We start from the raw sequence: 24,259 nt of genomic DNA on the forward strand, positions 1-24,259 counted from the left end.
TCCGACTCGGGCTGCCGCCGGCTGCGGATGGGGTCGTGTCCGAATGCCAGACTTGACCCCGGCTTTTCTTAGGTAAAATGGCGGTATCCGCATTTTGATAGCCTGAAAGCCCGCAGCCATGTCCGACTTCGAAAACACCCCCGACAGCATCACCATCGCCCGCCCGGACGACTGGCATTTGCACCTGCGCGATGGCGCCACCTTGGCCAGCGTGCTGCCGCACAGCGCCCGCCAGTTCGCCCGCGCCATCGTGATGCCCAACCTGAAGCCGCCGGTGACGACCACCGCCGCCGCCGAGGCCTATCGCAGCCGCATCATGGCCGCGCTGCCGACTGGCATGAAGTTCGAGCCGCTGATGACGCTTTACCTGACCAACAACACGCCGCCCGACGAAATCCTGCGCGCGCAGGAAAGCGGTATCGTGCACGCCGTCAAACTGTATCCGGCCGGCGCCACCACCAATTCCGACGCCGGCGTGACCGACCTGTCGAACTGCTACAAGACGCTGGAGATGATGCAGGAAGTCGGCATGCCGTTCCTGGTCCATGGCGAAGTCACCGACCAGGATATCGACCTGTTCGACCGCGAGGCCGTCTTCATCGAGCGCGTCATGCGCCCGCTGCGCCGCGATTTCCCGGCGCTGAACATCGTCTTCGAACATATCACCACCAAACACGCCGCCCAGTATGTGGCCGAAGCCGAAGGCCCGATCGCCGCGACCATCACCGCGCATCACCTGCTGTACAACCGCAACGACATCTTCAAGGGCGGCATCCGTCCGCACTACTACTGCCTGCCGGTGCTCAAGCGCGAGGAACACCGCCTGGCGCTGGTCACCGCCGCCACCAGCGGCGACGAGCGCTTCTTCCTCGGCACCGACTCGGCGCCGCACGCGCAGGGCGCCAAGGAAGCCGCTTGCGGCTGCGCCGGTTGCTACACCGCGCTGCACGCGATGGAGCTGTACGCCGAGGCGTTCGAACGCGCTGGCGCGCTCGACAAGCTGGAAGCCTTCGCCAGCTTCAACGGCCCGGCCTTCTACAACCTGCCGCGCAATACCGATACCATCACGCTCAAGCGCGAACAGTGGACGCTTCCCGAGACGCTGCCGATGGCCGACCAGCAGGTGGTGCCGCTCAACGCCGGCGAGACCATCAACTGGAAAATGGTATAAGCAGTGCCGCAATCGATCGACTGGTCGCGCCCCTGGTATGAATCGGTACGGGACGCGGCCGGCAAGCTGACAGCGGACGTCCATTTCAGGGACGCCTTCAGCGCGCAGGCCGCCGCACTGGGCCTGCGCAATCATCTCGGCTTGCCGCTGTCCTTCGTGCCGCAGGAGGCGCTGCCCGACGGCACCGCGTACGAAGCGTTCATCGGCGCCACCGGCGGCGTGCCCACCCGCGACAATCTCCATGACTTCTTCAACGCCCTGGTATGGCTTAGCTTCCCGCTGATCAAAGTGCGGCTGAACGCCCTGCAGGCGGCGCAGATCGCGCAGGACGGCGTGGGCAAATCGCGCGGCCCGGCGCGCGACGCCGCCACCATCTTCGACGAGAACGCGGCGCTGCTGGTGGTGCGCGATTGCGACAGCGGCCATCGTCTGACCGAGGCGTTGCGCGACCATCGCTGGCACGACGCCTTCGTCGATCGGCGCGCCAGCTTCGGTCCGGACGCGCAGGTCTGGCTGTTCGGCCACGCGCTGATGGAGAAGTTGGTTGCACCTCGCAAGGCGATCACCGCGCACACCCGCGTGGTGGTCGCCGGCGACGATTTCTTCGCGATGGGGCACCATGCCCGGCGCGCGTGGCTGGACCGGAAAGTGGCGGAGGACCTGGCCGACAATGGCCTCAGCACCGCCGATTTCACGCCGATGCAGGCGCTGGGCGTACCCGGATGGTGGCCGGACCAGGACGACGCGTTCTACGCCGACGCAACGGTGTTCCGCCCCAAACGGCCAGTCGCAGTAAAATAGCATCTCGCTATCACCGCACCACAACCAACATTCGCCGCCGACGCGGCAGAAAGATCACGCCATGACGCAGGTAATTCGCTGGGGCATACTCGGAACGGGCAAAATCGCCAAGGCCTTCGCCACCGCTTTGCAGGACACGCCCGGCGCAAAACTGGCGGCCGTTGGTTCACGCTCCGTAGATAGCGCTACCAAGTTCGGCGCGGACTTCGGCGCCGAGCGTTTCCACGGCAGCTACCAGGCGCTGGCCGACGATCCCGAGGTCGATGTCATCTACATCGGCACGCCGCACCCGATGCACCATGAGAACGCGCTGATGTGCCTCAACGGCGGCAAGGCGGTGCTGGTGGAGAAGTCGTTCACGATGAACCGCCGCCAGGCCGAGGACATCATCGCGCTCGCGCGCGAGAAAAAGCTGTTCGTCATGGAGGCGATGTGGACCCGCTTCATGCCGGCCGTGGTCGAGGCCAAGCGCATCGTCGACAGCGGCGAGATCGGCAAGCCGGCGCAGGTCACCGCCGATTTCGGCTTCACCTCCGACGCCGGGCCGGAGCACCGCCTGTTCAATCCCGAACTGGGCGGCGGCGCGCTGCTGGACCTGGGCATCTATCCGCTGTCGATGTCGTCGTTCTTCCTCGGCACGGTCACCGGCGTGAAGGCGCAGGCCGAGATGGCGCCGACCGGCGTCGATATGCAGACCGCGTTCACGCTCACGCACGAAGGCGGCGGCGTGTCGGCCTGCGCGTGCAGCCTGCGTTCGCGCACGCCGACCGAGCTGACGATCTCCGGCACCAAGGGCTTCGTGCGCCTGAGCGACCGATTCCACAACACCGAGACCATCACGGTCACCCTGGTCGACGGCGCCGCGCGCAGCGAGCGCACGATGACCATCGCCCGCAGCGGCAACGGCTACACCCATGAAGCACAGGAAGTGGGCCGCTGCATTCGCGAAGGCCTGATCGAAAGCCCGGTCATGCCGCACGCGGAGACGCTCAACATCATGGGCACGCTGGACTCGATCCGCCAGCAGATCGGCCTGCGCTACAGCGCCGACGACTAAAATAAGTTCAAGCACGGTCGGCGCGAACTGGTTAAAATCGGCAGATGCCGTTTCGATAACCAGGAAAAAATCATGTTCGTCGCCAGCCGCGCACCGTCGCTCAAAACCGTGTTGATCGCCACCGGCGTCGTCCTGACGCTGGCGATGGGCGTGCGCCACGGCTTCGGCTTCTGGATGCAGCCGATTTCCCAGGCCAACGGCTGGACGCGCGAGACCTACTCGCTGGCGCAGGCCTTGCAGAACCTGATGTGGGGCGCCTTCGGCCCGTTCGCCGGCATGGCGGCCGACCGCTTCGGCACCATGCGCGTGGTGCTGGTGGGCGCGCTCAGTTACGCGGCCGGCTTGGTATGGATGGCGGTGGTGACCGATCCGACGATGTTCGTCATCGGCACCGGGGTGCTGATCGGCCTTGGGCTGTCCTGCACCGCGTTCGGCGCCGTCAGCGGCATCATCGGGCGCGTGGCGCCGGCCGAGAAGCGCTCGTGGGCATTCGGTATCTCCGGCGCCGCCAGTTCGTTCGGCCAGTTTTTGATGATGCCGGTCGAGCAGCAGTTGATCTCCGCGATCGGCTGGCAGAACGCCTTCTATGTGCTGGCCGCGCTGGTGCTGCTGTTGATGATCCCGATGACCTTCTATCTGCGCGAGCCGGCGCTCGACCATGGCGACGGTCCGCAGCAAAGCATCCGCGAGGCGATGAGCGAGGCGATTCGCAACCGCTCGTTCCTGTTCCTGGTGGCGGGCTATTTCGTGTGCGGCTTCCAGGTGGTGTTCATCGGCGTGCACTTGCCGGCCTATTTGAAGGACAAGGGCATCGGCGATCCGAGCGTGGCGGTGATGGCGCTGGCGCTGATTGGCTTGTTCAATATTATCGGCTCCTACTATGCCGGTAAATTGGGCGGACGGCTGCCGAAACGGTATTTGCTGTCGTCGATCTACTTCACGCGGTCGGTGGTGATTTCGCTGTTCCTGCTGGCGCCATTGACGCCGTTTTCGGTGTACGTGTTCGCGGCGGCGATGGGCTTGATCTGGCTGTCGACGGTGCCGCTGACGAACGGGATCATCGCCGGGATCTTCGGCGTCAAGCATATGTCGATGCTGGCCGGCGTGGTGTTCTTCTCGCACCAGGTGGGCAGCTTCCTGGGCGTGTGGATGGGGGGATTCCTGTTCGCCAAGCAGGGGAGCTACGACATCGTCTGGGGCATCTCGATCGCGCTGGGCGTGATGGCGGGGCTGATCAATTTGCCGATCAACGAGCGCCCGGTGGTGCGCAGCGTGCTGAAGGCGGCTTAGCGATGAAAACGTGGGCGCTGCGGGCGGCGGGTGTGGCGGTGGTGGCGCTGGTGTTCATGGCCTACCTGCAGCCGGAGTTCGTGGTCGACCTGGCGAACCGGTTCTATATGTGCTTCTGACCTGTGCCGGCAGAGCCCGTGTCGTAATGACAGACCTGACCCCGGGTTAGACTTTCAGGAACTCCTCGCGGCCGCCGAGCCAGCGGGCCAGGTGCGCTTCCACCGTGGCGGCTTTTTCGGCGCTGTCGGCGTGCAGCAGGTCGTGCGCGACGTCGCGCGCCTGGTCCACCAGCCAGCCGTCCGTCTCCAGATCGGCGAAGCGCAGCATCGCTTGCCCCGATTGCCGCGCGCCGAGGAATTCGCCCGGGCCGCGGATCTCCAGGTCGCGCCGGGCGATCTCGAAGCCGTCCGTGGTTTCGCGCATCGTCATCAGCCGCTGCTTGGCGACGCCGCCCAGCGGGCTTTGATACAGCAGCAAACAGACGCTGGCCGCCGAACCGCGCCCCACGCGCCCGCGCAACTGGTGCAGCTGCGACAGGCCGAAACGCTCCGCGTGCTCGATCACCATCAGCGACGCATTCGGCACGTCGACGCCCACTTCGATCACCGTCGTCGCCACCAGCACCTGCATCTCGTTGGCGATGAAGGCGTCCATCACCGCCTGCTTTTCCGCCGGCTTCAGGCGTCCGTGCACCAGGCCCACGCTCAGATCCGGCAGCGCTTCGGCCAGCAGCGCGTGGGTGTCGGTCGCCGTTTGCAGTTGCAGCGCTTCCGATTCCTCGATCAGCGGGCAGACCCAGTACACCTGCCGGCCCTCCAGCGCCGCCGCGTGCACCCGTTCGATCACTTCGTCGCGCCGGTTCTGGTCGATCGCGCGCGTGACGATCGGGCTGCGTCCCGGCGGCAGTTCGTCGATGACCGACACTTCCAGATCGGCGTAGTAGGTCATCGCCAGGGTGCGCGGGATCGGCGTGGCCGACATCATCAGCTGGTGCGGGATCGCGCCTTCGTTGCCCTTGTTGCGCAACGTCAGCCGCTGGCCGACGCCGAAGCGGTGCTGCTCGTCGACGATCACCAGCCCCAGGTTGGCGAAGATCACCGCTTCCTGGATCAGCGCGTGGGTGCCAATCACCAGCTGCGCTTGGCCTGACTCGATCAGCTCATAGGCGGCCAGTTTGTCCTTTTTTTTCAGGCTGCCGGTCAGCCACGCGACCTTGACGCCCAACGGTTCCATCCACGCGGCGATCTTGCGGAAGTGCTGGTCGGCGAGGATTTCGGTCGGCGCCATCAGCGCGGCCTGGAAGCCGCTGTCGATCGCCTGCGTGGCGGCCAGCGCCGACACCACCGTCTTGCCGCTGCCGACGTCGCCCTGCAACAGCCGCTGCATCGGATACGGGTGGCGCAAATCGGCGCGGATTTCATCGAGCACGCGCTGCTGCGCGCCGGTCAGCTTGAACGGCAGCGCGCGCTGGAAGCGCTCCGACAGCGCGCCGACCACCTTCAGCGCGGCGGCGCCCTTGGAGCGGCGCGCGCGCTGTGCGCGTTTCAACGACAGCTGCTGCGCCAGCAGTTCGTCGAACTTGACCCGCGTCCACGCCGGATGCGAGCGGTCCGCCAGCGCGTGTTCGTCCACCTGCTGCGGCGGGTGGTGCAGCAGCCGCACCGCCGGTTCGAAGTCCGACAGCCGCATCTCGGCGCGCAAGTCGGCCGGCAAGGTGTCGGTCCAGTCGACCCGCTTCATGGCGTCGCCGATGGCGCGCCGCAGGATCGGCTGCGACAGGCCTTCGCCGGACGGGTACACCGGCGTCAGGGAGGTCGGCAGCGGGGCGCCTTCGTTGATGACCTTATAGGCCGGGTGCACCATCTCGGCGCCGAAGAAGCCGTGTTTCAGTTCGCCGCGCGCGCGCACCCGCGTGCCTTCGGCCAGCTGCTTGACCTGGCTGCCGTAGAAGTTCATGAAGCGCAGTTGCAGGTCGCCCGTTTCGTCGGCGATGTGCACCAGCAGCTGGCGCCGCGGCTTGTAGGTGATTTCGTTCTTGACCACCACGCCCTCGACCTGCGAGGTGTCGCCGCCGTGCAGGCGCGCCTCTTCGATGGTGATGACCTGGGTTTCGTCCTCGTAGCGCATCGGCAGGTGCAGCACCAGGTCCATGTCCGTGTGCAGTCCCAGCTTGGCGAGCTTGGCTTCCGGACTGACGGTCTTCCTGGCAGGTTTTGCAGCGGGTTTTGACGGAATCACAGGCATATTCGAGCGTTTTTCGGGCACTAGCGTAAAATAGAGGGTTGCCCGTGACAAATCAATGGCAATAACGCCGGTATTGTAAGGCTACCCACGCTCATTCGTGTGCCGGGCGTGGCCGATTTTCTTCAACAGTTTCCAGAAGTCCGCAAAATGTACTCGCTTTCCGATTTCGATTTTAACCTGCCGCAAGAGCGTATTGCGCAATTCCCGCTGCCGGACCGCAGCGCCTCCCGCCTGCTGCACCTGGACGGCGAGGCCATCGTCGACCGCCGGTTCGCCGACATCGTCGGCCTGCTGCAGGCCGGCGACCTGCTGGTGATGAACGATACCCGCGTGCTCAAGGCGCGTTTCTTCGGCGTCAAGGAAAGCGGCGGCAAGATCGAGGCGCTGGTCGAGCGCGTGCTCGACAACCGCACCGTGCTGGCCCAGGTGCGCGCCTCCAAGTCGCCCGGCCCCGGCGTCAAGATCCGCCTGGCCGACGCCTTCGACGTCACCGTCGGCGAGCGCGCCGGCGAGTTCTTCACCCTGCATTTCGACGCCGACGTGTTCGAGTTGATCGAGGCGCACGGCCGCCTGCCGCTGCCGCCGTACATCGAACACGACGCCGATACCTTCGACGAGAACCGCTACCAGACCGTGTTCAACAAGGTGCCCGGCGCCGTCGCCGCGCCCACCGCCGGCCTGCACTTCGACGAAAAGCTGCTGGCCGAACTGAAGGCCAAGGGCGTCGAGTTCGCCTATGTGACCCTGCACGTGGGCGCCGGCACCTTCCAGCCGGTGCGCGCCGAAGTGCTGTCCGAGCACAAGATGCACACCGAGTGGTACACCATGCCGCAGGAAACCGTGGACGCGGTGCGCGCGGCCCGCGCCGCCGGCCGCGACGTGGTGGCCGTCGGCACCACCAGCCTGCGCGCGCTGGAGTCGGCCTCGCAAACGGGCCGGCTGGAGGCCGGCAGCGCCGACACCGCGCTGTTCATCACACCCGGCTACCGGTTCAAGACGGTCACGCGGCTGATCACCAATTTCCACCTGCCCAAGTCGACCCTGCTGATGCTGGTGTCGGCCTTCGCCGGTTACGACGAGATCCGCGCGGCCTACGCCCACGCGATCGCCAACGAATACCGCTTCTTCAGCTATGGCGACGCCATGCTGCTGACGACGCAAGCCCGAGCATAATAAGGAATCTTCAATGTTGGAATTTACGCTACACAAGACCGATAGCAGCGGCCTGACCAAGGCCCGCCGCGGCGAGGTGAAACTGAACCACGGCGTGGTGCAGACCCCGATCTTCATGCCCGTCGGCACCTACGGTTCGGTCAAGGCGATGTCGCCGCTGGAATTGAAGGAAATCGACGCCCAGATCATCCTGGGCAACACCTTCCACCTGTGGCTGCGCCCGGGCAACGACGTCATCTCCAAGTTCGGCGGCCTGCACGACTTCATGGCGTGGGACAAGCCGATCCTGACCGATTCCGGCGGCTTCCAGGTGTTTTCGCTGGGCGCGATGCGCAAGATCACGGAAGAGGGCGTCCATTTCAATTCGCCGATCAACGGCGACAAGCTGTTCCTGTCGCCGGAAGTGTCGATGCAAGTCCAGCGCGTGCTCAACTCCGACATCGTCATGCAGTTCGACGAGTGCACGCCGTACGAGATCGACAAGCGCCCGGCCACCCTTGACGAGGCGGCAAAGTCGATGCGCATGTCCTTGCGCTGGGCACAACGATCCAACGACGAGTTCCATCGCGGCGGGAACCCGAACGCGCTGTTCGGCATCGTCCAGGGCGGCATGTTCGAGAACCTGCGCGACGAGTCGCTGGCCGGCCTCGAGGAGATCGATTTCCCCGGCCTGGCCATCGGCGGCCTGTCGGTCGGCGAGCCGAAGGAGGACATGATGCGCATCCTGGCGCACGTCGGCCCGCGCCTGCCGGCCAACAAGCCGCACTACCTGATGGGCGTGGGCACGCCGGAAGACCTGGTGGCGGGCGTGTCGAACGGCGTCGACATGTTCGATTGCGTGATGCCTACCCGTAATGCCCGCAACGGCTGGCTGTTCACCCGCTTCGGCGACATCAAGATCAAGAACGCGCGTTACAAGGATGACAAGGAACCGCTGGACAGCACCTGCTCGTGCTACGCCTGCCGCAACTTCTCGCGGGCCTACCTGCACCATCTGAACCGCACCCAGGAGATCCTGGGCGCGCGCCTGAACACCATCCACAACCTGCACTACTACCTCGACATCATGCGCCAGATGCGCGAGGCGCTGGACGAGGACCGCTTCCACGCCTGGACCCTGCAATTCCACGCGGAACGGGCGCGCGGCATCTAATCGCTTCAACAACTGTTGCAAGTCTTGTAAAAAGAACTCAACCACCCATATGACCGGAAGTCCTTTCGGCTTCCGGCCAGTGCTAGAATACAGCGCTGTTTTTTCAAACTATTATCGGAGTCACCTGTGTTTATATCCAACGCGTATGCCCAAAATCCACTCGACGCCCTCGGCGCGACCGGCGGCTTCCTGGGCCAGTATGGTTTTCTGATTCTGATGTTCGTGGCGATGTACTTCCTGATGATTCGTCCTCAGCAAAAGCGCGCCAAGGAACAAAAGGCCATGATGGAAGCGCTGGCCAAGGGTGACGAAGTCGTCACCGCCGGCGGCGTCCTCGGTCGCATCTCGAAGATTTCCGACCTGTACATCACGCTGGAGATCTCCAGCGGCGCCGAACTGGTGGTGCAGAAGAATTCCGTGACCATGGTCCTGCCGAAAGGCACGCTCAAGGCGCTGTAACCGGCCCAGGCCCCGGCCCGCTTGTCCCAGGATAAGCGGGCCGTATTGCATCCGACGCCTAACCCTGAACGTTGAACAATATGAATCGCTATCCCGTCTGGAAATACATCCTCATCGCCGTCGCCATCCTGCTCGGTGCGCTGTACGCCTCGCCCAACTACTTCGGTGAAGCGCCGGCGGTGCAGGTGACGAGCGGCAAGTCGACGCTCAAGATGACGTCGGACATGGTCGCCAAGGTCGATGAAGTGCTGACCCGGGACAAGATCCCGCACAGCGAACTGACCTTCGACGGCACCGGCACCTACGCCTCGGTGCGCGTGCGCTTCCCCGACCCCGACACCCAGTTCCGCGCCAAGGCCGCGCTGGAAAAGGGCCTGAACGCCGATCCCGCCGATCCGGCCTACCTGGTCGCCCTCAACCTGCAGCCGGACACGCCGAAATGGATGCAGGCGCTGCACGCGACGCCGATGTACCTCGGCCTCGACTTGCGCGGCGGCGTGCACTTCCTGATGCAGGTCGACACCAAGGCGGTGCTGGCCAAGCGCGTGCAAGGGATGCAGGCGTCCGCGCGCAGCCTGCTGCGCGACAAGAACGTGCGCCACGCCGGCATCGAGCGCGTGGGCGACACCATCGTCATCAACTTCCGCGACGACGCCACCCGCCAGAAGGCCAAGGACGTGCTGAGCGGCCAGCTGGCCGACGTGACGTTCGCCGATGCGGGCGCCGACAGCGACCTGAAAACCGTGATGACGCTCAAACCGGCGGCGCTCAAGCAGACCACCGACGAAGGCGTCAAGCAAAACATCGCCACCTTGTCCAAGCGCGTCAACGAGCTGGGCGTGGCGGAACCGATCATCCAGCAGCAAGGCCCGGACCGCATCATCGTCCAATTGCCGGGCGTGCAGGACGTGGCGCGCGCGCGCGCCGTCATCGGCCGCACCGCCACCCTGGAAATCCGCCTGGTCGACGAATCGGTCACGCCGGGCACCGAACTGAGCTCGTCGATTCCGCTGAACTCGGAGCTGTTTACCGTCGGCAAGGGCGTGCCGGTCGTGCTGAGCAAGGACGTGATCCTGACCGGCGACTACATCTCCAGCGCCACCGCGCGCCAGGACCAGAACGGCCAGCCGGCCGTCAGCATCGACCTCAACGGCGATGGCGGGCGCCGCATGCGCGACGCCACGCGCGACCGCATCGGCAAGAAGATGTCGATCGTGCTGTTTGAAAAGGGCAAGCCGGAAGTGTTGTCGGTCGCCACCATCCAGGCCGAACTGGGCAGCAGCTTCCAGATCACCGGCATGGGCACGCTGGAGAACTCGGCCGAGCTGGCGCTGCTGTTGCGCTCGGGCGCGCTGGCCGCGCCGATGGACGTGATCGAGGAACGCACCATCGGCCCGCAGCTGGGTGCCGAGAACGTGGCCAAGGGCCGCCACTCGACGATGTACGGCTTCGCCGCCGTGGCCGTGTTCATGGTCGCCTACTACATGATGTTCGGCCTGTTCAGCGTGTTCGCGCTGGCGTGCAACCTGTTGCTGCTGGTGGGCCTGCTGTCGCTGATGGGCGTGACCCTGACCCTGCCGGGCATGGCCGCGATCGCGCTGGCGCTGGGCATGGCGATCGACTCGAACGTGCTGATCAACGAGCGGGTGCGTGAGGAATTGCGCGCCGGCGCCTCGCCGCAGGCGGCCATCTCGGCCGGCTTCGACCACGCGTGGGCGACGATTATCGACTCCAACGTCACCACCTTGATCGTCGGCATCGCGCTGTGGGTGTTCGGTTCCGGTCCGATCCGCGGCTTCGCCGTGGTGCACACGCTCGGTATCCTGACCTCGATGTTCTCCGCCGTGTTCATCATGCGTGGCGTGGTCAACCTCTGGTACGGCCGCAAGAAGAAGCTGCAATCGATCGCCATCGGTACCGTCTGGCGGCCGGATAACGCGGCTGGCGCGGCTGGCGCGACCGGCGGCAAGGTCGCGACGCGTCCTGATACCAAATAATTCGAGGCTATCACATGGAATTTTTCCGCATTAAAAAAGACATACCGTTCATGCGGCATGCAATCATTTTCAACGCCATCTCGGCGTTGACCTTTGTCGCGGCCGTGTTCTTCCTGTTCTATCGCCCGCTGAACCTGTCGGTGGAGTTCACCGGCGGCACCGTGATGGAGCTGCGCTACGCGCAACCGGCCAACCTCGAGGCGATCCGCGCCACGCTGCGCGGCATCGGTTACGAGCACCCGGAAGCGGCCGGCTTCGGCACCGCGCACGACGTGCTGCTGCGTCTGCCCGTGGTCAAGAACATCACCGCCAAGGATGCGTCGCAAAAGGTCTACGAGGCCTTGTGCGCGGCGGAAAAGGGCGGCCTGACCCAGATCGACAACATCAACGCCAAGGGCGAGCACGTGTTCAAGCAGGCGTGCGCCGGACCCTCCGGCGTCGAGCTGGTAGAGCTGCGCAAAGTGGAGTTCGTCGGCCCGCAGGTCGGCGACGAGCTGACCCAGAACGGCCTGAAGGCGCTGGTGATGGTGATCATCGGCGTGATGATCTACCTGGCCATCCGCTTCGAGTGGAAGTACGCCGTGTCGGCGATCATCGCCAACTTGCACGACGTGGTGATCATCCTCGGCTTCTTCGCCTTCTTCCAGTGGGAATTCTCGCTGACGGTGCTGGCCGGCGTGCTGGCGGTGCTCGGTTACTCGGTCAACGAATCGGTGGTGATTTTCGACCGGATCCGCGAGAACTTCCGCAAGCAGCGCAAGGCCAGCGTGCATGAAGTGATCGACAGCGCGATCACCTCGACCATCTCGCGCACCATCATCACCCACGGCTGCACGCAGATGATGGTGCTGGCGATGCTGTTCTTCGGCGGTCCGACCTTGCACTACTTCGCCATGGCGCTGACCATCGGTATCTGCTTCGGCATCTACTCGTCGGTGTTCGTCGCCGCCGCCATCGCCATGTGGCTGGGCGTCAAGCGCGAAGACCTGATCAAGCCGGTCAAGGAAAAAGACGAAACGGATGGCGCGGTCGTGTAATCGACGCCGCTTCGCCGAATCCCTCCCCGCGTTCGCGCCGGGAGGGATTTTTTATTGGCGGCCATCGGAATCATCGGAATCATCGGAATCATCGGAACCCTGGGAACAATGGGAACCGTAGGGCGGATTAGCGCAGCGTCATCCGCCAAGCGCTGTCGGCGGCTCATGGCGCATCAGGGCAGTGTGGGGGACGTGCGCCCTCCCGATACGCTGTGGTAAACCTTCACTTGCAACCCTCTTTTCCTCTCTTTTCTCCACATTCGAACTCTTTTTTGAATTCGCGATCTAAATAAGAGAAAAGAGAAGAAAAGAGAGGAGGAAAACGAATGTTTACCACAATGCCCGCGCAGCTCTCCATTCATGATGGCGAGTCCGTCTCGCCCAACCAGTTCGCGCGTTCGTTCGCGCGCACCGCCCGCAACGCGTGGTTTGATTTGTCGGTTCGGCGCCCTGGCGACCGGCAGTTCAAGATGGCGTGCGTGCTGCGTGAAGAAATCGCCGCGTTAGAGCGCAAGCCGGATCAAGAACGCGGGGCGGGTGTCGCCGCGCGCGTCGTTCCGGTCGCCTCGTCCGACGCAGCCATGCGCACCCCGAACGAAGTCAAAGCGCCGCCGGCCGCGCCGCCTGGGGCCACATCACCCCCGCCAAGGGAGCAGGTCCAGAAGTCGGATTTCGATCCGGGCTGGGATTTACCCGAACGACGCAAGTTCCGGTACCGCATGGAAGACATCGCGTATTGAAGTCGATCATGCCGCCTCGATCATGTCGTACAACGCCCGCGCGGCCGGCGACAGGTGGCCGGCCTTGCGGGTGATCAGCGCCAGTTGGCGCGAGATGGCCGGCTCCTTCAGCTTGATCACGCGCAGACGCGGATACGTGCCCTTCTGGATCGCCAGATTGGGCACGATGGCCGCCGCCACGCCGGCCGCCACCAGCCCGATGGCGGTGGAGCTGCGCTGCACCTCGTACTGGAACTGCAGGCTCAGATTCATGCTCTTGTCGCCAAGGTAGCTGTCGAGCAGCGCGCGGTTGCCGTTGACGTCGCCGGAGAAGATCAGCGGGTAGGGCTGGATCTGCACCCACGTCAGCGAGCGCCGTTTCGCCAGCGCGTGGTCGTCGCGGCACAGCAGCACGAATTCATCCTGCACCACCGGCACCGAGACCAGATCCGGATGCGTGCTGCCGGACAGGTTGATGCCGAATTCGGCCTCGCGGCTCAGCACCGCCTCGGCCACGCGCGCGGATGCTTGGTCGAGTATCTTGACGCGGTTGTCCGGAAAGCGCGCCGAGTATTCGCGGACGATCTCGGGCAGGAACTGAATGCCGGCGGTCGGCACGCTGGCGATCGTGATGTCGCCGCGCTGCGCCTTGCCGGTCTCGCGGATTTCGGTCAGCGTCGACGACAGCTCCTGCAGCAGCCTGCGCGCCTGCGGCAGGAAGTCCTTGCCGATGCCGGTCAGCGCGATGGTGCGCGTGGTGCGCTCGACCAGCATCACGCCGAGGAAGTCCTCCAGATTGCGCAGCCGTTGCGTCACCGCCGTTTGCGTGACGTGCAGCGTATCGGCCGCCTTCTGAAAGCCGCCAAAGTCCGCGATCGCGACGAACGCCTGCACGCCGAGAATATCGATTTTCATTAGGTAAATGAATGAATGGTCTAAATAAATTCATTGTACTTATATTTGACCGAGGAGGAAAATCCCGCCATCGAGTCCAGGAGTACACACCATGCACACCCAGGCGGGCGCGCTTACCGAGCGCACAGACCAACTATCGCCGCAACTATCGCCATCAACGATTTTCTTCGTCTTCTCCAGGCTGGCGCTGATGGGCTTTGGCGGCGTGATGCCGGTCGCCTACCGCGCCCTGGTCGAGCAGCACAAGTGGCTGACGGCCGGGGAGTTCGCAAAATGCATGGCGATGAGCCAGATGCTGCCCGGGCCGACGGTCTGCAACGTCGGCCTGATGGTCGGCAACCGCTACGCCGGCATTCGCGGCGCGCTGGCGGCGGTGGGCGGCTTGATCCTCGGGCCGTTCTTCATCGTCATCGGGCTGGGCGTGGTGTACCAGCAGTTCGGCGACCTGGAGATCATCCGGCGCGCGATCGGCGGCATGGCCGCCGTCGCGGCGGGGCTGATCCTGGCGACGGCGGCCAAGATGGCGCTGGCGATGTTCGCCAAGGCCCACTGGCGGCGCAAGCACGATCAACTGAAGCTGGCGATGATGGTGCTGGCCTTTGTCGCGCTGGGACTGTTGAAGTGGCAGCTGGCGCTGGTGTTCTGCGTGCTGGCGCCGTTGGGCACCGCCGCCGCGTACCTGCTGGGAGACAAACATGAATGAGCAATCGCCGATCGGCCAGTTGTCGCTGCATATCGCGCTGATGTCGCTGATGGCGGTCGGCGGCGGCGTGGTGCTGCTGGCGCCACAGGTGGGGCAGTATGTGGTCGAAGGCCAGCACTGGCTGACCAACGAGCAGTTCTCCGCCGCCTACGCCATTGCCCAGGCGGCGCCCGGTCCCAACCTGCTGTTCATCTCCCTGGTGGGATGGCTGATCGGCGGCTGGTCCGGCGCCGTCATGACCACCATCGCCGTGATCGTGCCGTCCACCTTGTTGACCTTGACCGCCGTCCGCTGGCACGCGGGCCGCGCCGGCAGCCGCTTGTCGCGCGCGCTGGGCCAGGCGTTCGGCCCGATGTCGATCGGCTTGATGGCCGCCACCGCGTGGCTGTTCACCGGCATCTCCAACACCGACTGGCGCGCCGATGTCGTGACCCTGCTGTCGGCGCTGATCCTGCTGCGCACCAAACTCAATCCGGTGGTGCTGATCGCGCTTGGCGCCGCCGCCGGCGCGCTGCGAATCATCTGACCATCGCTACTGCGAGCGCGCCTTCAACGTCGCCGACGGGCAGTGCCCGAACAGCTTGCGGTAGTCGCTGGAGAACTGGCTGAAATTACTCAGCCCCCACGCGTCGGCGACATCGCCGATCGCCACCCCGCCCGGCGCGCCGTCGTTCAGCTGGCGCCGCACGCCGTTCAGCCGCGTCATGCGCAGGTACAGCATGGGGCTCATCCCCAGCACATCCTCGAAGCAGTACTGCAAGGTGCGGCGGCTCACGTGCACCTGCTCGCACAGCTCCGGCACGGTGATCGCTTCGCTGCGGTGCGCCTGGATATACTCGCGCGCCAGCGCCACCACGCGCCGCCGCCGTTGCAGGCTGGCGGCCAGCTCCGGTTCCACGCAACGGTGGTCCAGCATGTCGAGCAACGCCAACAAAACACCCTGTTGCCATTGTGGCTCCGCCTCGCCGTCCACAGCTTGCGTTGCATCGGGCAGCAGCCGCGCCAAGGTGCGCAGGAAGGCCGCGCGCCCGGCCGCGTCGACCTGCAGCAGATCGGCCGACTGCACGCGCTGCCAATCGATCTGGCAGCCATGCGCGCGTGCGGTATCGGCCAGCAGCTGCCGGCTGGCGACGATGCCGTAGATACTGTAGTCGCTCGGCGTCACCAACTCGAACTCAACATTGCCCGGCTGCACCATGATCGAATCGGCCCCGGTCTGGCGGCCGTTGATGCGCGTGGCCGCCGCATGGTCGGGCAGGCCGAACCAGATCGCGTCCGGCCACACGCGGCACGACTGCCGCACCGACTGGCTCAGGCGTTCGCGGAACACTTGTAGCTGGGGTAACTGACGTTCCGTCAGGGCACCGCGAAACAGGCCGGAGCTGATCTGGTCGTAACGCTGCTCCCAGTTGGTCAGCTCGCTGGCCAATGCATCGGCGTCGTGCGCCAGCACCGTGCGTACGTCGCGCGCATGGTGCAACAACTGTGTTGCAGTCTGGTGCATATCAATTCCCCTGCTGTGTCGCTGTTGTTGTATTTGCCGTCGTCGCCGCACCGTACTGCCTCAAGTTTGCCGATTTTCGATAACGGCGGGCCGGGCCCCGCTTCTATACTGAAATTCGCAGCAACTTCCATACCCGCCCGGACCAGGCGTCCATCCGGGCCTCAGACGCGGCTAAATTAGGGGAAAAAATATGAACGCAAAACAAGCGGCCGGCAAGCCCGCGCTGCAGCAGACGCTGAGCACCTTCCAGCTATGGGGCATCGCCGTCGGGCTGGTCATCTCCGGCGAATACTTCGGCTGGAGCTATGGCTGGGCCTCGGCCGGCACCCTCGGCTTCACCATCACCGCGCTGTTCGTCGCGGCCATGTACACCACCTTCATCTTCAGCTTCACCGAGCTGACCACCTCGATCCCGCACGCCGGCGGCCCGTTCGCCTACAGCAAGCGCGCCTTCGGCCCCACCGGCGGTTACCTGGCCGGCGCCGCCACCTTGATCGAGTTCGTGTTCGCCCCGCCCGCCATCGCGCTGGCGATCGGCGCCTACCTCAACGTGCAGTTCCCGCAGATCGACCCCAAGCTGGCGGCCGTGGGCGCCTACCTGGTGTTCATGACGCTCAACATCGTCGGCGTGCAGGTGGCCGCCACCTTCGAACTGCTGATGGCCTTGCTGGCGATCTTCGAACTGCTGGTGTTCATGGGCGTGGTCGCGCCGGGCTTCTCGATGGCCAATTTCACCAAGGGCGGCTGGTCGGGCTCCGACAGCTTCAGCCTGGCCTCGGTGCCGGGCATGTTCGCGGCGATCCCGTTCGCCATCTGGTTCTTCCTGGCGATCGAAGGCGTGGCGATGGCGGCCGAGGAGGCCAAGGACCCCAAGCGCTCGATTCCGATCGCCTATATCACCGGCATCATCACCCTGGTGCTGCTGGCGATCGGCGTGATGGTGTTCGCCGGCGGCGCCGGCGACTGGACCAAGCTGGCCAACATCAACGACCCGCTGCCGCAGGCGATGAAGCTGATCGTCGGCGAAAACAGCGGCTGGCTGCACATGCTGGTGTGGCTCGGGCTGTTCGGCCTGATCGCCTCGTTCCACGGCATCATCCTCGGCTACTCGCGCCAGATCTACGCGCTGGCGCGCGAAGCCTATCTGCCGCATTACTTCGCCAAGATCCACCCGCGCTTCAAGACGCCGCACCGCGCCGTGCTGGCCGGCGGCGTGGTCGGCATCGCCGCCATCTACAGCGACGAGCTGATCAAGATCGGCGGCCTGACCCTGACCGCCAACATCGTCACCATGTCGGTGTTCGGCGCCATCACGATGTACATCGTCAGCATGCTGAGCCTGTTCAAGCTGCGCCGCGCCGAGCCGCACATGGCGCGTCCGTTCCGGGCGCCGTTCTACCCGCTGTTCCCGGCCATCGCGCTGGCCGGCGCGCTGGTCTGCATGGGGACGATGATCTATTACAACCCGCTGATCTTCGCGCTGTTCGTCGGCTTCCTGGCCGCCGGCTATGTGTTCTTCCTGTTCACCAAGGACAGCCGCCGGCAGCACGCCGCGTTGGACCCGATCTAACCACTGGAGCATACTCAATGTCTAAAACTATCCTCACGCTGGCTTGCGCCGCCTTGTTTTCCGGCTCCGCAATGGCTGCCGATCCCGCACCGCCCCCTGATTGGACCGAGAGCGGCAACGTCACCGTCGTCTCCGACTACCTGTTCCGCGGCATTTCGCAAACGCAGGCCAAGCCGACCATCCAGGCCACCTTGGACTTCACGCATGCGAGCGGCTTGTATGTCGGCCTGTTCGGCTCGGGCGTCTCGCACGCGGCGTACAACAATGGTTCCGGCGCCGAGATCGACGTCTACGGCGGCTACCGCCACAGCCTGAACGCCGACACGGTCATCGACGCCGGCCTGGTCACGTACTGGTTCCCCGGCGCGCATTACGCGACGGGCGGCCAGGACATCAAGTACCATACGCAGGAGGCCAAGCTGGGCGTGAACATCGGCGCCTTCAACGCCTACGGCTGGGTGTCGCTGAACAAGCGCTGGTTCGGCTTCACGATCCAGCCCACCACGGGCGAGCTGGTCGACACGCGCGGCACCCTGTACGGCGAAGTGAACTGGAATCCGGAACTGGCGCCGGGCCTGGTGTTGAACCTGCACGCGGGCAAGCAGAACGTGCGCCACATGAGCGAGTTCAATTTTTACGATGTGAAGGCGGGCGTGACGAAGACGATGGACAAATGGGCGTTCTCGGCGGCGGCGGTGTACAACAGCGGCGACGCCAGCAAGAACGGCACGCCGTTGTGGACCTTCTTCAACGCCGACGGCAGCGGCAAGAACGTGGTGCAGAAGCGGTTGCTGGTGACGGCGACGCGCACGTTCTAGTATTGGTATCGGCATTGGCTTAGCATCGGAGACAACATGGGCAGCTTCTCGCACACGGTGGGCAGCAAAACCTATCAGTTCCGCGACCTCAAGGACTTGATGGCGAAAGCCACGCCGGCCCGCTCCGGCGACCACCTCGCCGGGCTGGCCGCCGCCAGCGCCGAAGAGCGCGTCGCCGCGCAAATGGCGCTGGCCGACCTGCCGCTGACGTTGTTCCTCAACGAACTGGTCATCCCCTACGAGCAGGATGAAGTCACGCGCCTGATCATCGACGACCACGACAAAACCGCCTTCGCCCGCATCGCCCACCTGACCGTCGGCGACTTCCGCAACTGGCTGCTCGGCGACGCCGCCGACGAAGCGGCGCTGGCCGCCGTCTGCGCCGGCATCACCCCCGAGATGGCGGCCGCCGTCTGCAAGATCATGCGCATCCAGGACTTGATCCTGGTGGCGAAAAAATGCCGCGTCGTCACCCGCTTCCGCAACACCATCGGCCTGCAGGGCCGCATGGCCACCCGCCTGCAACCGAACCACCCGACCGACGACGCCACCGGCATCGCCGCCAGCGTGCTCGACGGCCTGCTGTACGGCAGCGGCGACGCCGTCATCGGCATCAACCCGGCCACCGACAACGTGCCGCAGGTGATCAGGATCGTCACCATGCTCGACGAGATCATCGCCCGCTACGGCATCCCGACGCAATCGTGCGTGCTCACGCACGTCACCAACACCATCGCCGCCATCGAGCGCGGCGCGCCGGTCGACCTGGTGTTCCAGTCGATCGCCGGCACCGAGGCGGCCAACGCCAGCTTCGGCATCAACATCGCGCTGCTGGACGAAGCGCGCCAGGCGGCGCTGTCGCTGCGGCGCGGCACCGTCGGCGACAACGTCATGTATTTCGAAACGGGGCAGGGCAGCGCGCTGTCGGCCAACGCCCACCACGGCGTCGACCAGCAAACCTGCGAAACGCGCGCCTACGCGGTCGCGCGCAAGTTCCAGCCGTTGCTGGTGAACTCGGTGGTCGGCTTCATCGGCCCCGAGTACCTGTACGACGGCAAGCAGATCATCCGCGCCGGGCTGGAGGACCACTTCTGCGCCAAGCTGCTGGGCCTGCCGATGGGTTGCGACGTCTGCTACACCAACCACGCCGAGGCCGACCAGGACGATATGGACATGCTGCTGACGCTGCTGGGCGCGGCCGGCTGCACCTTCGTCATGGGCATCCCGGGTTCGGACGATATCATGCTCAACTACCAGACCACGTCGTTCCACGACGCGCTGTACGCGCGCCGCGTGCTGGGCCTGAGGACGACGCCGGAATTCGAAGCCTGGCTGAAGGCGATGCATATTTTCACCGACGATGAACGCGCCACCCTGGGCAGCGGCATGCCGGTGGCGTTCCAGCGCGCGCTGGCCAGTTTGACGTAAAGCACAGGAATTCTATGGACGATGCCGAGAGCAATATCATGGTCGGCCGGCCGCTGCCCGAAGCGGGCGCCGACGGCGTGGTGACCGCCAACCCCTGGCAGTCGCTGCGGCGCTTCACGGCCGCGCGCATCGCGCTGGGCCGCAGCGGCGTCAGCCAGCCGACCGCGCCGCAGCTGGCGTTCCAGCTGGCGCACGCGCGCGCGCGCGACGCCGTGCACCTGGCGCTGGACCAGGCCGCGCTGGGCGAGGCGCTGCTGGCCGCCTGCGGGCTGCGCTGCCTGCCGCTGCACAGCGCGGCGGCCAGCCGCGACATCTACCTGCAACGGCCCGACCTGGGCCGCCGGCTCGACGACGCCTCGCGCCAGGCCTTGCTGCGCCGGCGGACGGTCGAGCCGCGCGGCCACGACCTGGCGATCGTCATCGCCGACGGCCTGTCGGCGCTGGCCATCGAACAAAACGCCGTCCCGTTCATCACAACCCTGATGGCGCGCCTGGCGGACGACGGCTGGTCGCTGGCGCCGCCGGCCATCGTCGGCCAGGGCCGGGTGGCGGTCGGCGACGAGGTGGGCGAGCTGCTCGGCGCGCGCGCCGTGGTGGTGCTGATCGGCGAGCGGCCCGGCCTCAGTTCCCCGGACAGCATGGGCCTGTACCTGACGTGGGCGCCGAAGGCCGGCTTGACGGACGCCAGCCGCAATTGCATCTCGAATGTGCGTCCGGCGGGCTTGACCTACGCCGACGCAGCGTTCAAGCTTCACTATCTGTTATCCGAAGCGCGCAAACGGCAATTGTCGGGCGTCGCGCTCAAGGATGAAACGGCCACCGACAACCACGCACTGGACGCGCCACAGCGCAACTTCCTGCTCGACCACGACTAACGACCATGAGCCGATCCGGCCGACTTTTCCTGCTGATGGACGCGATGCGCGGCTACCGCCGTCCCGTCACCGCCGCCCGCCTGGCCGAACAGCTGGGCGTGTCCGAACGCACGATCTACCGCGACATCCAGACCCTGTCGAGCCTGGGCGCGCCGCTGCAGGGCGAGGCCGGCGTCGGTTACATGCTGAAAGCGGGCAGCTTCCTGCCGCCGCTGATGTTCGGCGCCGACGAACTGGAAGCGCTGGTGCTGGGCGCGCGCTGGGTGCGCCGCCAGGGCGACGAAGGGCTGGCGGCGGCCGCCACCAGCGCGCTGGCCAAGATCGCCACCGCCACGCCCAAGGACCTGCGTGACGACATGGCCGAAACCAGCCTGTGGGTGCCGATGGGGAAAACCGCGCCGGAGGCCAGCGACGTCCACGTGCGGCCGGTGCGCGAAGCGATCCGCTACCAGCACCGGCTGCGGCTGGGCTACCGCGACGAAAAGGGCGCGGCGTCCGAGCGCATGGTGTGGCCGTTCGCGCTGGCGTTCTTCGAGGGCAGCCGCATGCTGGCCGCTTGGTGCGAGCTGCGCATGGGGTTCCGCCACTTCCGCATCGACCGCATCGCCGAAGTGCGCACCACCGGCGAGCGCTACCCGGCGCGCCGCCACGACCTGCTGCGCACGTGGCGCAAGGAACACGCGATCCCCGAAGACTCCTGACAAAAACTGTCGCATGGCGGCCGTACGATGGCGTCCTCACCCACCCTCATCGGAGCAAGCCATGCGACTCTACCACCACTCGATCTCCTCCAATTCCCGCCGCGTGATGCTGGCCGCCGAATACATGGGCACGCCGCTGGACCTGACGGAAGTAAGCTTGATGAACCCGGACGACCGGCGCCGGCTGAGCGAGCTCAATCCCAATTGCAAGCTACCGGTCTTGCAGGACGGCGACTTCACCTTGTGGGAATCGTGCGCCATCATGCAATACCTGGCCGACCGCACCCTGGGCCAGACGCTGTATCCCGACCACATCGTGGCGCGCGCCGACATCAACCGCTGGATGCTGTGGGCGTGTCAGCACTGGTCGCCGGCGATCGGCTACCTGACGTTCGAACGGATCTGGAAGGGCCTGATCGGCCAGGGCGGCCCGGACGCGGACGTCGTCGCCCGCGCCGAGAGCGAGCTGGCCAGGTTCGCGGCGGTGCTGGACGGCCATCTGGCGGGCCGCGAATGGCTGGTCGGCGATAAGCTGAGCCTGGCTGATTTCGCGCTGGCGCCGCCGCTGATGTACACCGAACAAGCCAGGCTGCCGGTCCAGCAATATCCCCATCTCATGGCGTGGTACGCGCGCGTGCGGCAGCTCGACGTCTGGAAAAACACCGAACCGGTCTGGTGATCATGAAATGTCGCTGCTATGTGAATTGGCGCACAGAGCAGGGAGGCGGTGGCAGGTATTCTTGAACTGTCTCCTCTGGAGGAGATCCCTAGTTTTGGACTTTGCCCGCTACCAAGCGGGCTTTTTTTTGCCCGCGCACTCCGGGGTCAAGTCTGTCATTACGACACGAGCCCAACACTAGACGGGGGTTAAAGCATCAGCACCGCATACAGGGAGCGCACCTCGTGCGCCGACTCGACCATGATCGCGTGCAAGGTGCCTTCGCCGACGACGAAGTCGATGGTGCGCGCGCACGGCAAGCTGGTGGCGCCCGGCCGCTGATACAGCGGCGAGTGCACCGGCGACAAATCATTGGCCAGCAGCAGCGTGTCGCCCAGCGTTTCCGGCGGCAAGGCGCGCAAGCCCAGCCACATCGACTCGATCGATTTATAGACGCCGTCCGGCACCGCGAGCTTGGTCAGCACGCCACGGCCGATCTCGACCTCGCCATGCTCGACCCAATCTTCCGGCTCGCCTTCCATCACTTCCGGATGGTCGCCCGCGCACGACAGCATGTAAAAGCCGGCCACCTCGTGCACGATGCCGGCGAACAGCGCCGTATCCGGATCGACATGCGTGACGCGCCGCGCGATCACCTGCGACAGCGCGGCCACATGCGCGGTGTGTTCCCACAATTGATTGATTTTGGCCTGCAGCACCGGGTCGGTGACCTGGCTGCCGATCTGGCGCACGATCAACGCCGCCACCAGCGATTGCAAGGTGCGCACGCCGAGCCGCTGGACGGCCGCGCGCACGCTGGAGATTTCAGTACCGGAACGGTTGTAGGCGACCGAGTTGGCGATGGCGACGCTGCGCGCGGCCAGCAACGGGTCTGCCTGGATCAGTTTGGCCGCCGCTTCGACGTGGCAGTCCGGGTCGCTCAACGCCTGCTGCAGCCGCAGCGAGGCGTTGACGTTGGCCGGGAACGTCAGTTCCCCGCGGCTCGCTTGAGCGGCGATAGCTTTGAAGGCGTCGAGTCTGTCCATCACAAAAATTATACTCTCGAATATTGCCTTGGAGCATTTATTCGGAAAATACTTTCATGCCGCGCCACACCGGCCTGCGCCGTCGCCGCCGCGCCGAGGCGCGCGGGATTACTGCGGTTCGCTGAAGATGGCGTCGCAGCCGTCGACGATGTCGTCGGAATCCTGCAGTTCGTCGGTCAGGCCGAGGTCGAACAGCTCCTCGACCGCGTTCATGAAGCTATTGTGCTTGGTCGCGCCGATCAGGCGGTAGATCTCGCCGTCCTCGTTGCGCACGCCGATCAGCAGCTTTTCCTTGCGCACCTCGTCCGGGGTGTCGACGTTGAGCAGCAGGTTGCCGATGATGTGTTTGTCGAATTTGGCTGGCTTTTTGCCTTCGAGCAGAGTCGTTTTCAAATGTTTTCCTTGGTTGGGTCGGGGGTGGACGGGCATCCGGGATGGCCGGCCATGATCACAGTTTTGAGCTTGGACAGGTTTTTTTCAAGGGCCGCGAGATCTTCCTCGCGGTAGTCCGTGAACAGATTCCTGCCCATCTCCATCATCTTGGGGAAGGCGGCGTTGAACGTCGCCTCGCCGTCGGCCGTCAGGCGGACAAAGAAAGAACGCTTGTCGCAGTCGTTGCGCTGACGCTCCACCAGCCCTTTCTGTTCCAGCCGTTCGATCACGCCGGTCAGCGTGCCCTTGGTGATCAGCGTTTTCTCGCCCAGTTCCTTGTACGACATGCCGGGCGTGTTGCCCAGCGTGGCGATGATGTCGAACTGCGGATGCGTCAGGCCGCTCTGGCGTGCCCGTTCGCTCGAGAGCCGTTCAAAGCCCTGCATGCACTCGGCCAGCAACCGGATACTCTTCAGATATCGTTCACCCATAGACCGTGATTATAGCTGGTTCGCAATTTGCGGCACGGGCGGGTACACTATGCGCCACAATAATTCATAACATAGTT

The 24,259-nt window shown here is 65.1% G+C and carries 24 protein-coding genes; 18 read left to right on the forward strand and 6 right to left on the reverse strand.

Going from position 1 to position 24,259, the window contains the following annotated elements; genetic code table 11:
- Positions 1-118: 118 nt before the first annotated feature.
- The 4 genes from pyrC to BMX85_RS24095 all read left to right on the forward strand — a co-directional run bounded on the left by pyrC (position 119) and on the right by BMX85_RS24095 (position 4,319).
- The gene (gene pyrC, locus BMX85_RS24080; RefSeq protein WP_090324849.1) at positions 119-1,171 is read left to right on the forward strand and encodes a dihydroorotase; all 1,053 of its coding nucleotides are present in this window, start codon (positions 119-121) and stop codon (positions 1,169-1,171) included.
- Between the two features lie 3 nt (positions 1,172-1,174).
- The gene (locus tag BMX85_RS24085) at positions 1,175-1,972 is read left to right on the forward strand and encodes a DUF3025 domain-containing protein (protein ID WP_090324851.1); all 798 of its coding nucleotides are present in this window, start codon (positions 1,175-1,177) and stop codon (positions 1,970-1,972) included.
- 61 nt (positions 1,973-2,033) lie between these two features.
- The gene (locus BMX85_RS24090; RefSeq protein ID WP_090324854.1) at positions 2,034-3,029 is read left to right on the forward strand and encodes a Gfo/Idh/MocA family protein; all 996 of its coding nucleotides are present in this window, start codon (positions 2,034-2,036) and stop codon (positions 3,027-3,029) included.
- A gap of 72 nt (positions 3,030-3,101) precedes the next feature.
- On the forward strand, positions 3,102-4,319 hold the full coding sequence (locus BMX85_RS24095) for an MFS transporter (protein WP_090324856.1): 1,218 nt from the start codon (positions 3,102-3,104) through the stop codon (positions 4,317-4,319).
- 165 nt (positions 4,320-4,484) lie between these two features.
- Here BMX85_RS24095 and recG read toward each other — a convergent pair whose 3' ends face one another.
- Complete coding sequence (gene recG, locus BMX85_RS24100; protein ID WP_090324859.1) at positions 4,485-6,563, reverse strand: ATP-dependent DNA helicase RecG; 2,079 nt, start codon at positions 6,561-6,563, stop codon at positions 4,485-4,487.
- A gap of 147 nt (positions 6,564-6,710) precedes the next feature.
- Between recG and queA the strand changes: the two genes are divergently transcribed.
- The 6 genes from queA to BMX85_RS24130 all read left to right on the forward strand — a co-directional run bounded on the left by queA (position 6,711) and on the right by BMX85_RS24130 (position 13,122).
- The gene (gene queA, locus BMX85_RS24105; protein WP_090324864.1) at positions 6,711-7,736 is read left to right on the forward strand and encodes a tRNA preQ1(34) S-adenosylmethionine ribosyltransferase-isomerase QueA; all 1,026 of its coding nucleotides are present in this window, start codon (positions 6,711-6,713) and stop codon (positions 7,734-7,736) included.
- Between the two features lie 13 nt (positions 7,737-7,749).
- A complete protein-coding gene (gene tgt / locus BMX85_RS24110; RefSeq protein WP_090324867.1) occupies positions 7,750-8,889 on the forward strand; it encodes a tRNA guanosine(34) transglycosylase Tgt in 1,140 nt (379 codons plus the stop codon).
- A gap of 126 nt (positions 8,890-9,015) precedes the next feature.
- Positions 9,016-9,348 (forward strand): preprotein translocase subunit YajC, encoded by a 333-nt coding sequence (gene yajC / locus BMX85_RS24115; RefSeq protein ID WP_090324870.1) that lies wholly within the window; start codon positions 9,016-9,018, stop codon positions 9,346-9,348.
- 80 nt (positions 9,349-9,428) lie between these two features.
- Complete coding sequence (secD, locus tag BMX85_RS24120) at positions 9,429-11,345, forward strand: protein translocase subunit SecD (RefSeq protein WP_090324873.1); 1,917 nt, start codon at positions 9,429-9,431, stop codon at positions 11,343-11,345.
- 14 nt (positions 11,346-11,359) lie between these two features.
- Positions 11,360-12,382, forward strand: a complete 1,023-nt coding sequence (secF, locus tag BMX85_RS24125) for a protein translocase subunit SecF (protein WP_090324875.1) — start codon at positions 11,360-11,362, stop codon at positions 12,380-12,382.
- A 326-nt stretch (positions 12,383-12,708) separates the two neighbouring features.
- Positions 12,709-13,122: a hypothetical protein gene (locus tag BMX85_RS24130; protein WP_143068058.1), complete on the forward strand. Its 414-nt coding sequence runs from the start codon at positions 12,709-12,711 to the stop codon at positions 13,120-13,122.
- A 6-nt stretch (positions 13,123-13,128) separates the two neighbouring features.
- Here the strand turns inward: BMX85_RS24130 and BMX85_RS24135 are convergent, their stop codons facing one another.
- Positions 13,129-14,016 carry a LysR family transcriptional regulator gene (locus BMX85_RS24135; protein ID WP_090324880.1) on the reverse strand — a complete coding sequence of 296 codons (888 nt, stop codon included), beginning with the start codon at positions 14,014-14,016 and terminating at the stop codon, positions 13,129-13,131.
- Between the two features lie 91 nt (positions 14,017-14,107).
- Here BMX85_RS24135 and BMX85_RS24140 point away from each other — a divergent pair, with 91 nt between their 5' ends.
- Both BMX85_RS24140 and BMX85_RS24145 read left to right on the forward strand, forming a co-directional pair.
- Positions 14,108-14,719 carry a chromate transporter gene (locus tag BMX85_RS24140; protein ID WP_090324883.1) on the forward strand — a complete coding sequence of 204 codons (612 nt, stop codon included), beginning with the start codon at positions 14,108-14,110 and terminating at the stop codon, positions 14,717-14,719.
- Positions 14,712-15,245, forward strand: coding sequence for a chromate transporter (locus tag BMX85_RS24145; RefSeq protein WP_090324886.1), 534 nt, complete (start codon positions 14,712-14,714; stop codon positions 15,243-15,245). The genes BMX85_RS24140 and BMX85_RS24145 overlap by 8 nt, the downstream gene beginning before the upstream one ends.
- Positions 15,246-15,251: 6 nt before the next feature.
- Here the strand turns inward: BMX85_RS24145 and BMX85_RS24150 are convergent, their stop codons facing one another.
- Positions 15,252-16,223 (reverse strand): helix-turn-helix domain-containing protein, encoded by a 972-nt coding sequence (locus BMX85_RS24150; protein WP_090324889.1) that lies wholly within the window; start codon positions 16,221-16,223, stop codon positions 15,252-15,254.
- Positions 16,224-16,413: 190 nt separating this feature from the next.
- Here BMX85_RS24150 and eat point away from each other — a divergent pair, with 190 nt between their 5' ends.
- The 6 genes from eat (at position 16,414) to BMX85_RS24180 (ending at position 22,294) form a co-directional block, all read left to right on the forward strand.
- Complete coding sequence (eat, locus tag BMX85_RS24155) at positions 16,414-17,793, forward strand: ethanolamine permease (RefSeq protein WP_090324891.1); 1,380 nt, start codon at positions 16,414-16,416, stop codon at positions 17,791-17,793.
- A 17-nt stretch (positions 17,794-17,810) separates the two neighbouring features.
- On the forward strand, positions 17,811-18,611 hold the full coding sequence (locus BMX85_RS24160) for a TorF family putative porin (RefSeq protein WP_090324893.1): 801 nt from the start codon (positions 17,811-17,813) through the stop codon (positions 18,609-18,611).
- Between the two features lie 36 nt (positions 18,612-18,647).
- A complete protein-coding gene (locus BMX85_RS24165) occupies positions 18,648-20,039 on the forward strand; it encodes an ethanolamine ammonia-lyase subunit EutB (protein WP_090324895.1) in 1,392 nt (463 codons plus the stop codon).
- A gap of 38 nt (positions 20,040-20,077) precedes the next feature.
- Entirely contained in the window at positions 20,078-20,914 is an 837-nt protein-coding gene (gene eutC, locus BMX85_RS24170) for an ethanolamine ammonia-lyase subunit EutC (protein WP_177196883.1), read from the forward strand.
- Between the two features lie 5 nt (positions 20,915-20,919).
- Positions 20,920-21,615, forward strand: a complete 696-nt coding sequence (locus tag BMX85_RS24175) for a helix-turn-helix transcriptional regulator (RefSeq protein ID WP_177196873.1) — start codon at positions 20,920-20,922, stop codon at positions 21,613-21,615.
- A gap of 61 nt (positions 21,616-21,676) precedes the next feature.
- Positions 21,677-22,294 carry a glutathione S-transferase family protein gene (locus BMX85_RS24180; protein ID WP_090324902.1) on the forward strand — a complete coding sequence of 206 codons (618 nt, stop codon included), beginning with the start codon at positions 21,677-21,679 and terminating at the stop codon, positions 22,292-22,294.
- 188 nt (positions 22,295-22,482) lie between these two features.
- Here BMX85_RS24180 and BMX85_RS24185 read toward each other — a convergent pair whose 3' ends face one another.
- The 3 genes from BMX85_RS24185 to BMX85_RS24195 all read right to left on the reverse strand — a co-directional run bounded on the left by BMX85_RS24185 (position 22,483) and on the right by BMX85_RS24195 (position 24,182).
- On the reverse strand, positions 22,483-23,319 hold the full coding sequence (locus BMX85_RS24185) for an HDOD domain-containing protein (RefSeq protein WP_090324904.1): 837 nt from the start codon (positions 23,317-23,319) through the stop codon (positions 22,483-22,485).
- Positions 23,320-23,427: 108 nt separating this feature from the next.
- A complete protein-coding gene (locus BMX85_RS24190) occupies positions 23,428-23,712 on the reverse strand; it encodes a hypothetical protein (RefSeq protein ID WP_090324907.1) in 285 nt (94 codons plus the stop codon).
- A complete protein-coding gene (locus BMX85_RS24195; RefSeq protein WP_090324910.1) occupies positions 23,709-24,182 on the reverse strand; it encodes a MarR family winged helix-turn-helix transcriptional regulator in 474 nt (157 codons plus the stop codon). Before BMX85_RS24195 ends, BMX85_RS24190 begins: the two co-directional genes overlap by 4 nt.
- Positions 24,183-24,259 lie beyond the last annotated feature (77 nt).

This window comes from Duganella sp. CF517 (assembly GCF_900110275.1).
Taxonomy (GTDB): domain Bacteria; phylum Pseudomonadota; class Gammaproteobacteria; order Burkholderiales; family Burkholderiaceae_D; genus Rugamonas.

What these genes read in the sequence shown, in the direction of transcription:
- pyrC (WP_090324849.1), top strand. Translation starts at nt 119, where the DNA reads ATGTCCGACTTCGAAAACACCCCCGACAGCATCACCATCGCCCGCCCG.
- BMX85_RS24090 (WP_090324854.1), top strand. Translation starts at nt 2,034, where the DNA reads ATGACGCAGGTAATTCGCTGGGGCATACTCGGAACGGGCAAAATCGCC.
- BMX85_RS24095 (WP_090324856.1), top strand. Translation starts at nt 3,102, where the DNA reads ATGTTCGTCGCCAGCCGCGCACCGTCGCTCAAAACCGTGTTGATCGCC.
- recG (WP_090324859.1), bottom strand. Translation starts at nt 6,563, where the DNA reads ATGCCTGTGATTCCGTCAAAACCCGCTGCAAAACCTGCCAGGAAGACC.
- queA (WP_090324864.1), top strand. Translation starts at nt 6,711, where the DNA reads ATGTACTCGCTTTCCGATTTCGATTTTAACCTGCCGCAAGAGCGTATT.
- tgt (WP_090324867.1), top strand. Translation starts at nt 7,750, where the DNA reads ATGTTGGAATTTACGCTACACAAGACCGATAGCAGCGGCCTGACCAAG.
- secD (WP_090324873.1), top strand. Translation starts at nt 9,429, where the DNA reads ATGAATCGCTATCCCGTCTGGAAATACATCCTCATCGCCGTCGCCATC.
- secF (WP_090324875.1), top strand. Translation starts at nt 11,360, where the DNA reads ATGGAATTTTTCCGCATTAAAAAAGACATACCGTTCATGCGGCATGCA.
- BMX85_RS24130 (WP_143068058.1), top strand. Translation starts at nt 12,709, where the DNA reads ATGTTTACCACAATGCCCGCGCAGCTCTCCATTCATGATGGCGAGTCC.
- BMX85_RS24135 (WP_090324880.1), bottom strand. Translation starts at nt 14,016, where the DNA reads ATGAAAATCGATATTCTCGGCGTGCAGGCGTTCGTCGCGATCGCGGAC.
- BMX85_RS24140 (WP_090324883.1), top strand. Translation starts at nt 14,108, where the DNA reads ATGCACACCCAGGCGGGCGCGCTTACCGAGCGCACAGACCAACTATCG.
- BMX85_RS24145 (WP_090324886.1), top strand. Translation starts at nt 14,712, where the DNA reads ATGAATGAGCAATCGCCGATCGGCCAGTTGTCGCTGCATATCGCGCTG.
- BMX85_RS24150 (WP_090324889.1), bottom strand. Translation starts at nt 16,223, where the DNA reads ATGCACCAGACTGCAACACAGTTGTTGCACCATGCGCGCGACGTACGC.
- eat (WP_090324891.1), top strand. Translation starts at nt 16,414, where the DNA reads ATGAACGCAAAACAAGCGGCCGGCAAGCCCGCGCTGCAGCAGACGCTG.
- BMX85_RS24160 (WP_090324893.1), top strand. Translation starts at nt 17,811, where the DNA reads ATGTCTAAAACTATCCTCACGCTGGCTTGCGCCGCCTTGTTTTCCGGC.
- BMX85_RS24165 (WP_090324895.1), top strand. Translation starts at nt 18,648, where the DNA reads ATGGGCAGCTTCTCGCACACGGTGGGCAGCAAAACCTATCAGTTCCGC.
- eutC (WP_177196883.1), top strand. Translation starts at nt 20,078, where the DNA reads ATGGTCGGCCGGCCGCTGCCCGAAGCGGGCGCCGACGGCGTGGTGACC.
- BMX85_RS24175 (WP_177196873.1), top strand. Translation starts at nt 20,920, where the DNA reads ATGAGCCGATCCGGCCGACTTTTCCTGCTGATGGACGCGATGCGCGGC.
- BMX85_RS24180 (WP_090324902.1), top strand. Translation starts at nt 21,677, where the DNA reads ATGCGACTCTACCACCACTCGATCTCCTCCAATTCCCGCCGCGTGATG.
- BMX85_RS24185 (WP_090324904.1), bottom strand. Translation starts at nt 23,319, where the DNA reads ATGGACAGACTCGACGCCTTCAAAGCTATCGCCGCTCAAGCGAGCCGC.
- BMX85_RS24195 (WP_090324910.1), bottom strand. Translation starts at nt 24,182, where the DNA reads ATGGGTGAACGATATCTGAAGAGTATCCGGTTGCTGGCCGAGTGCATG.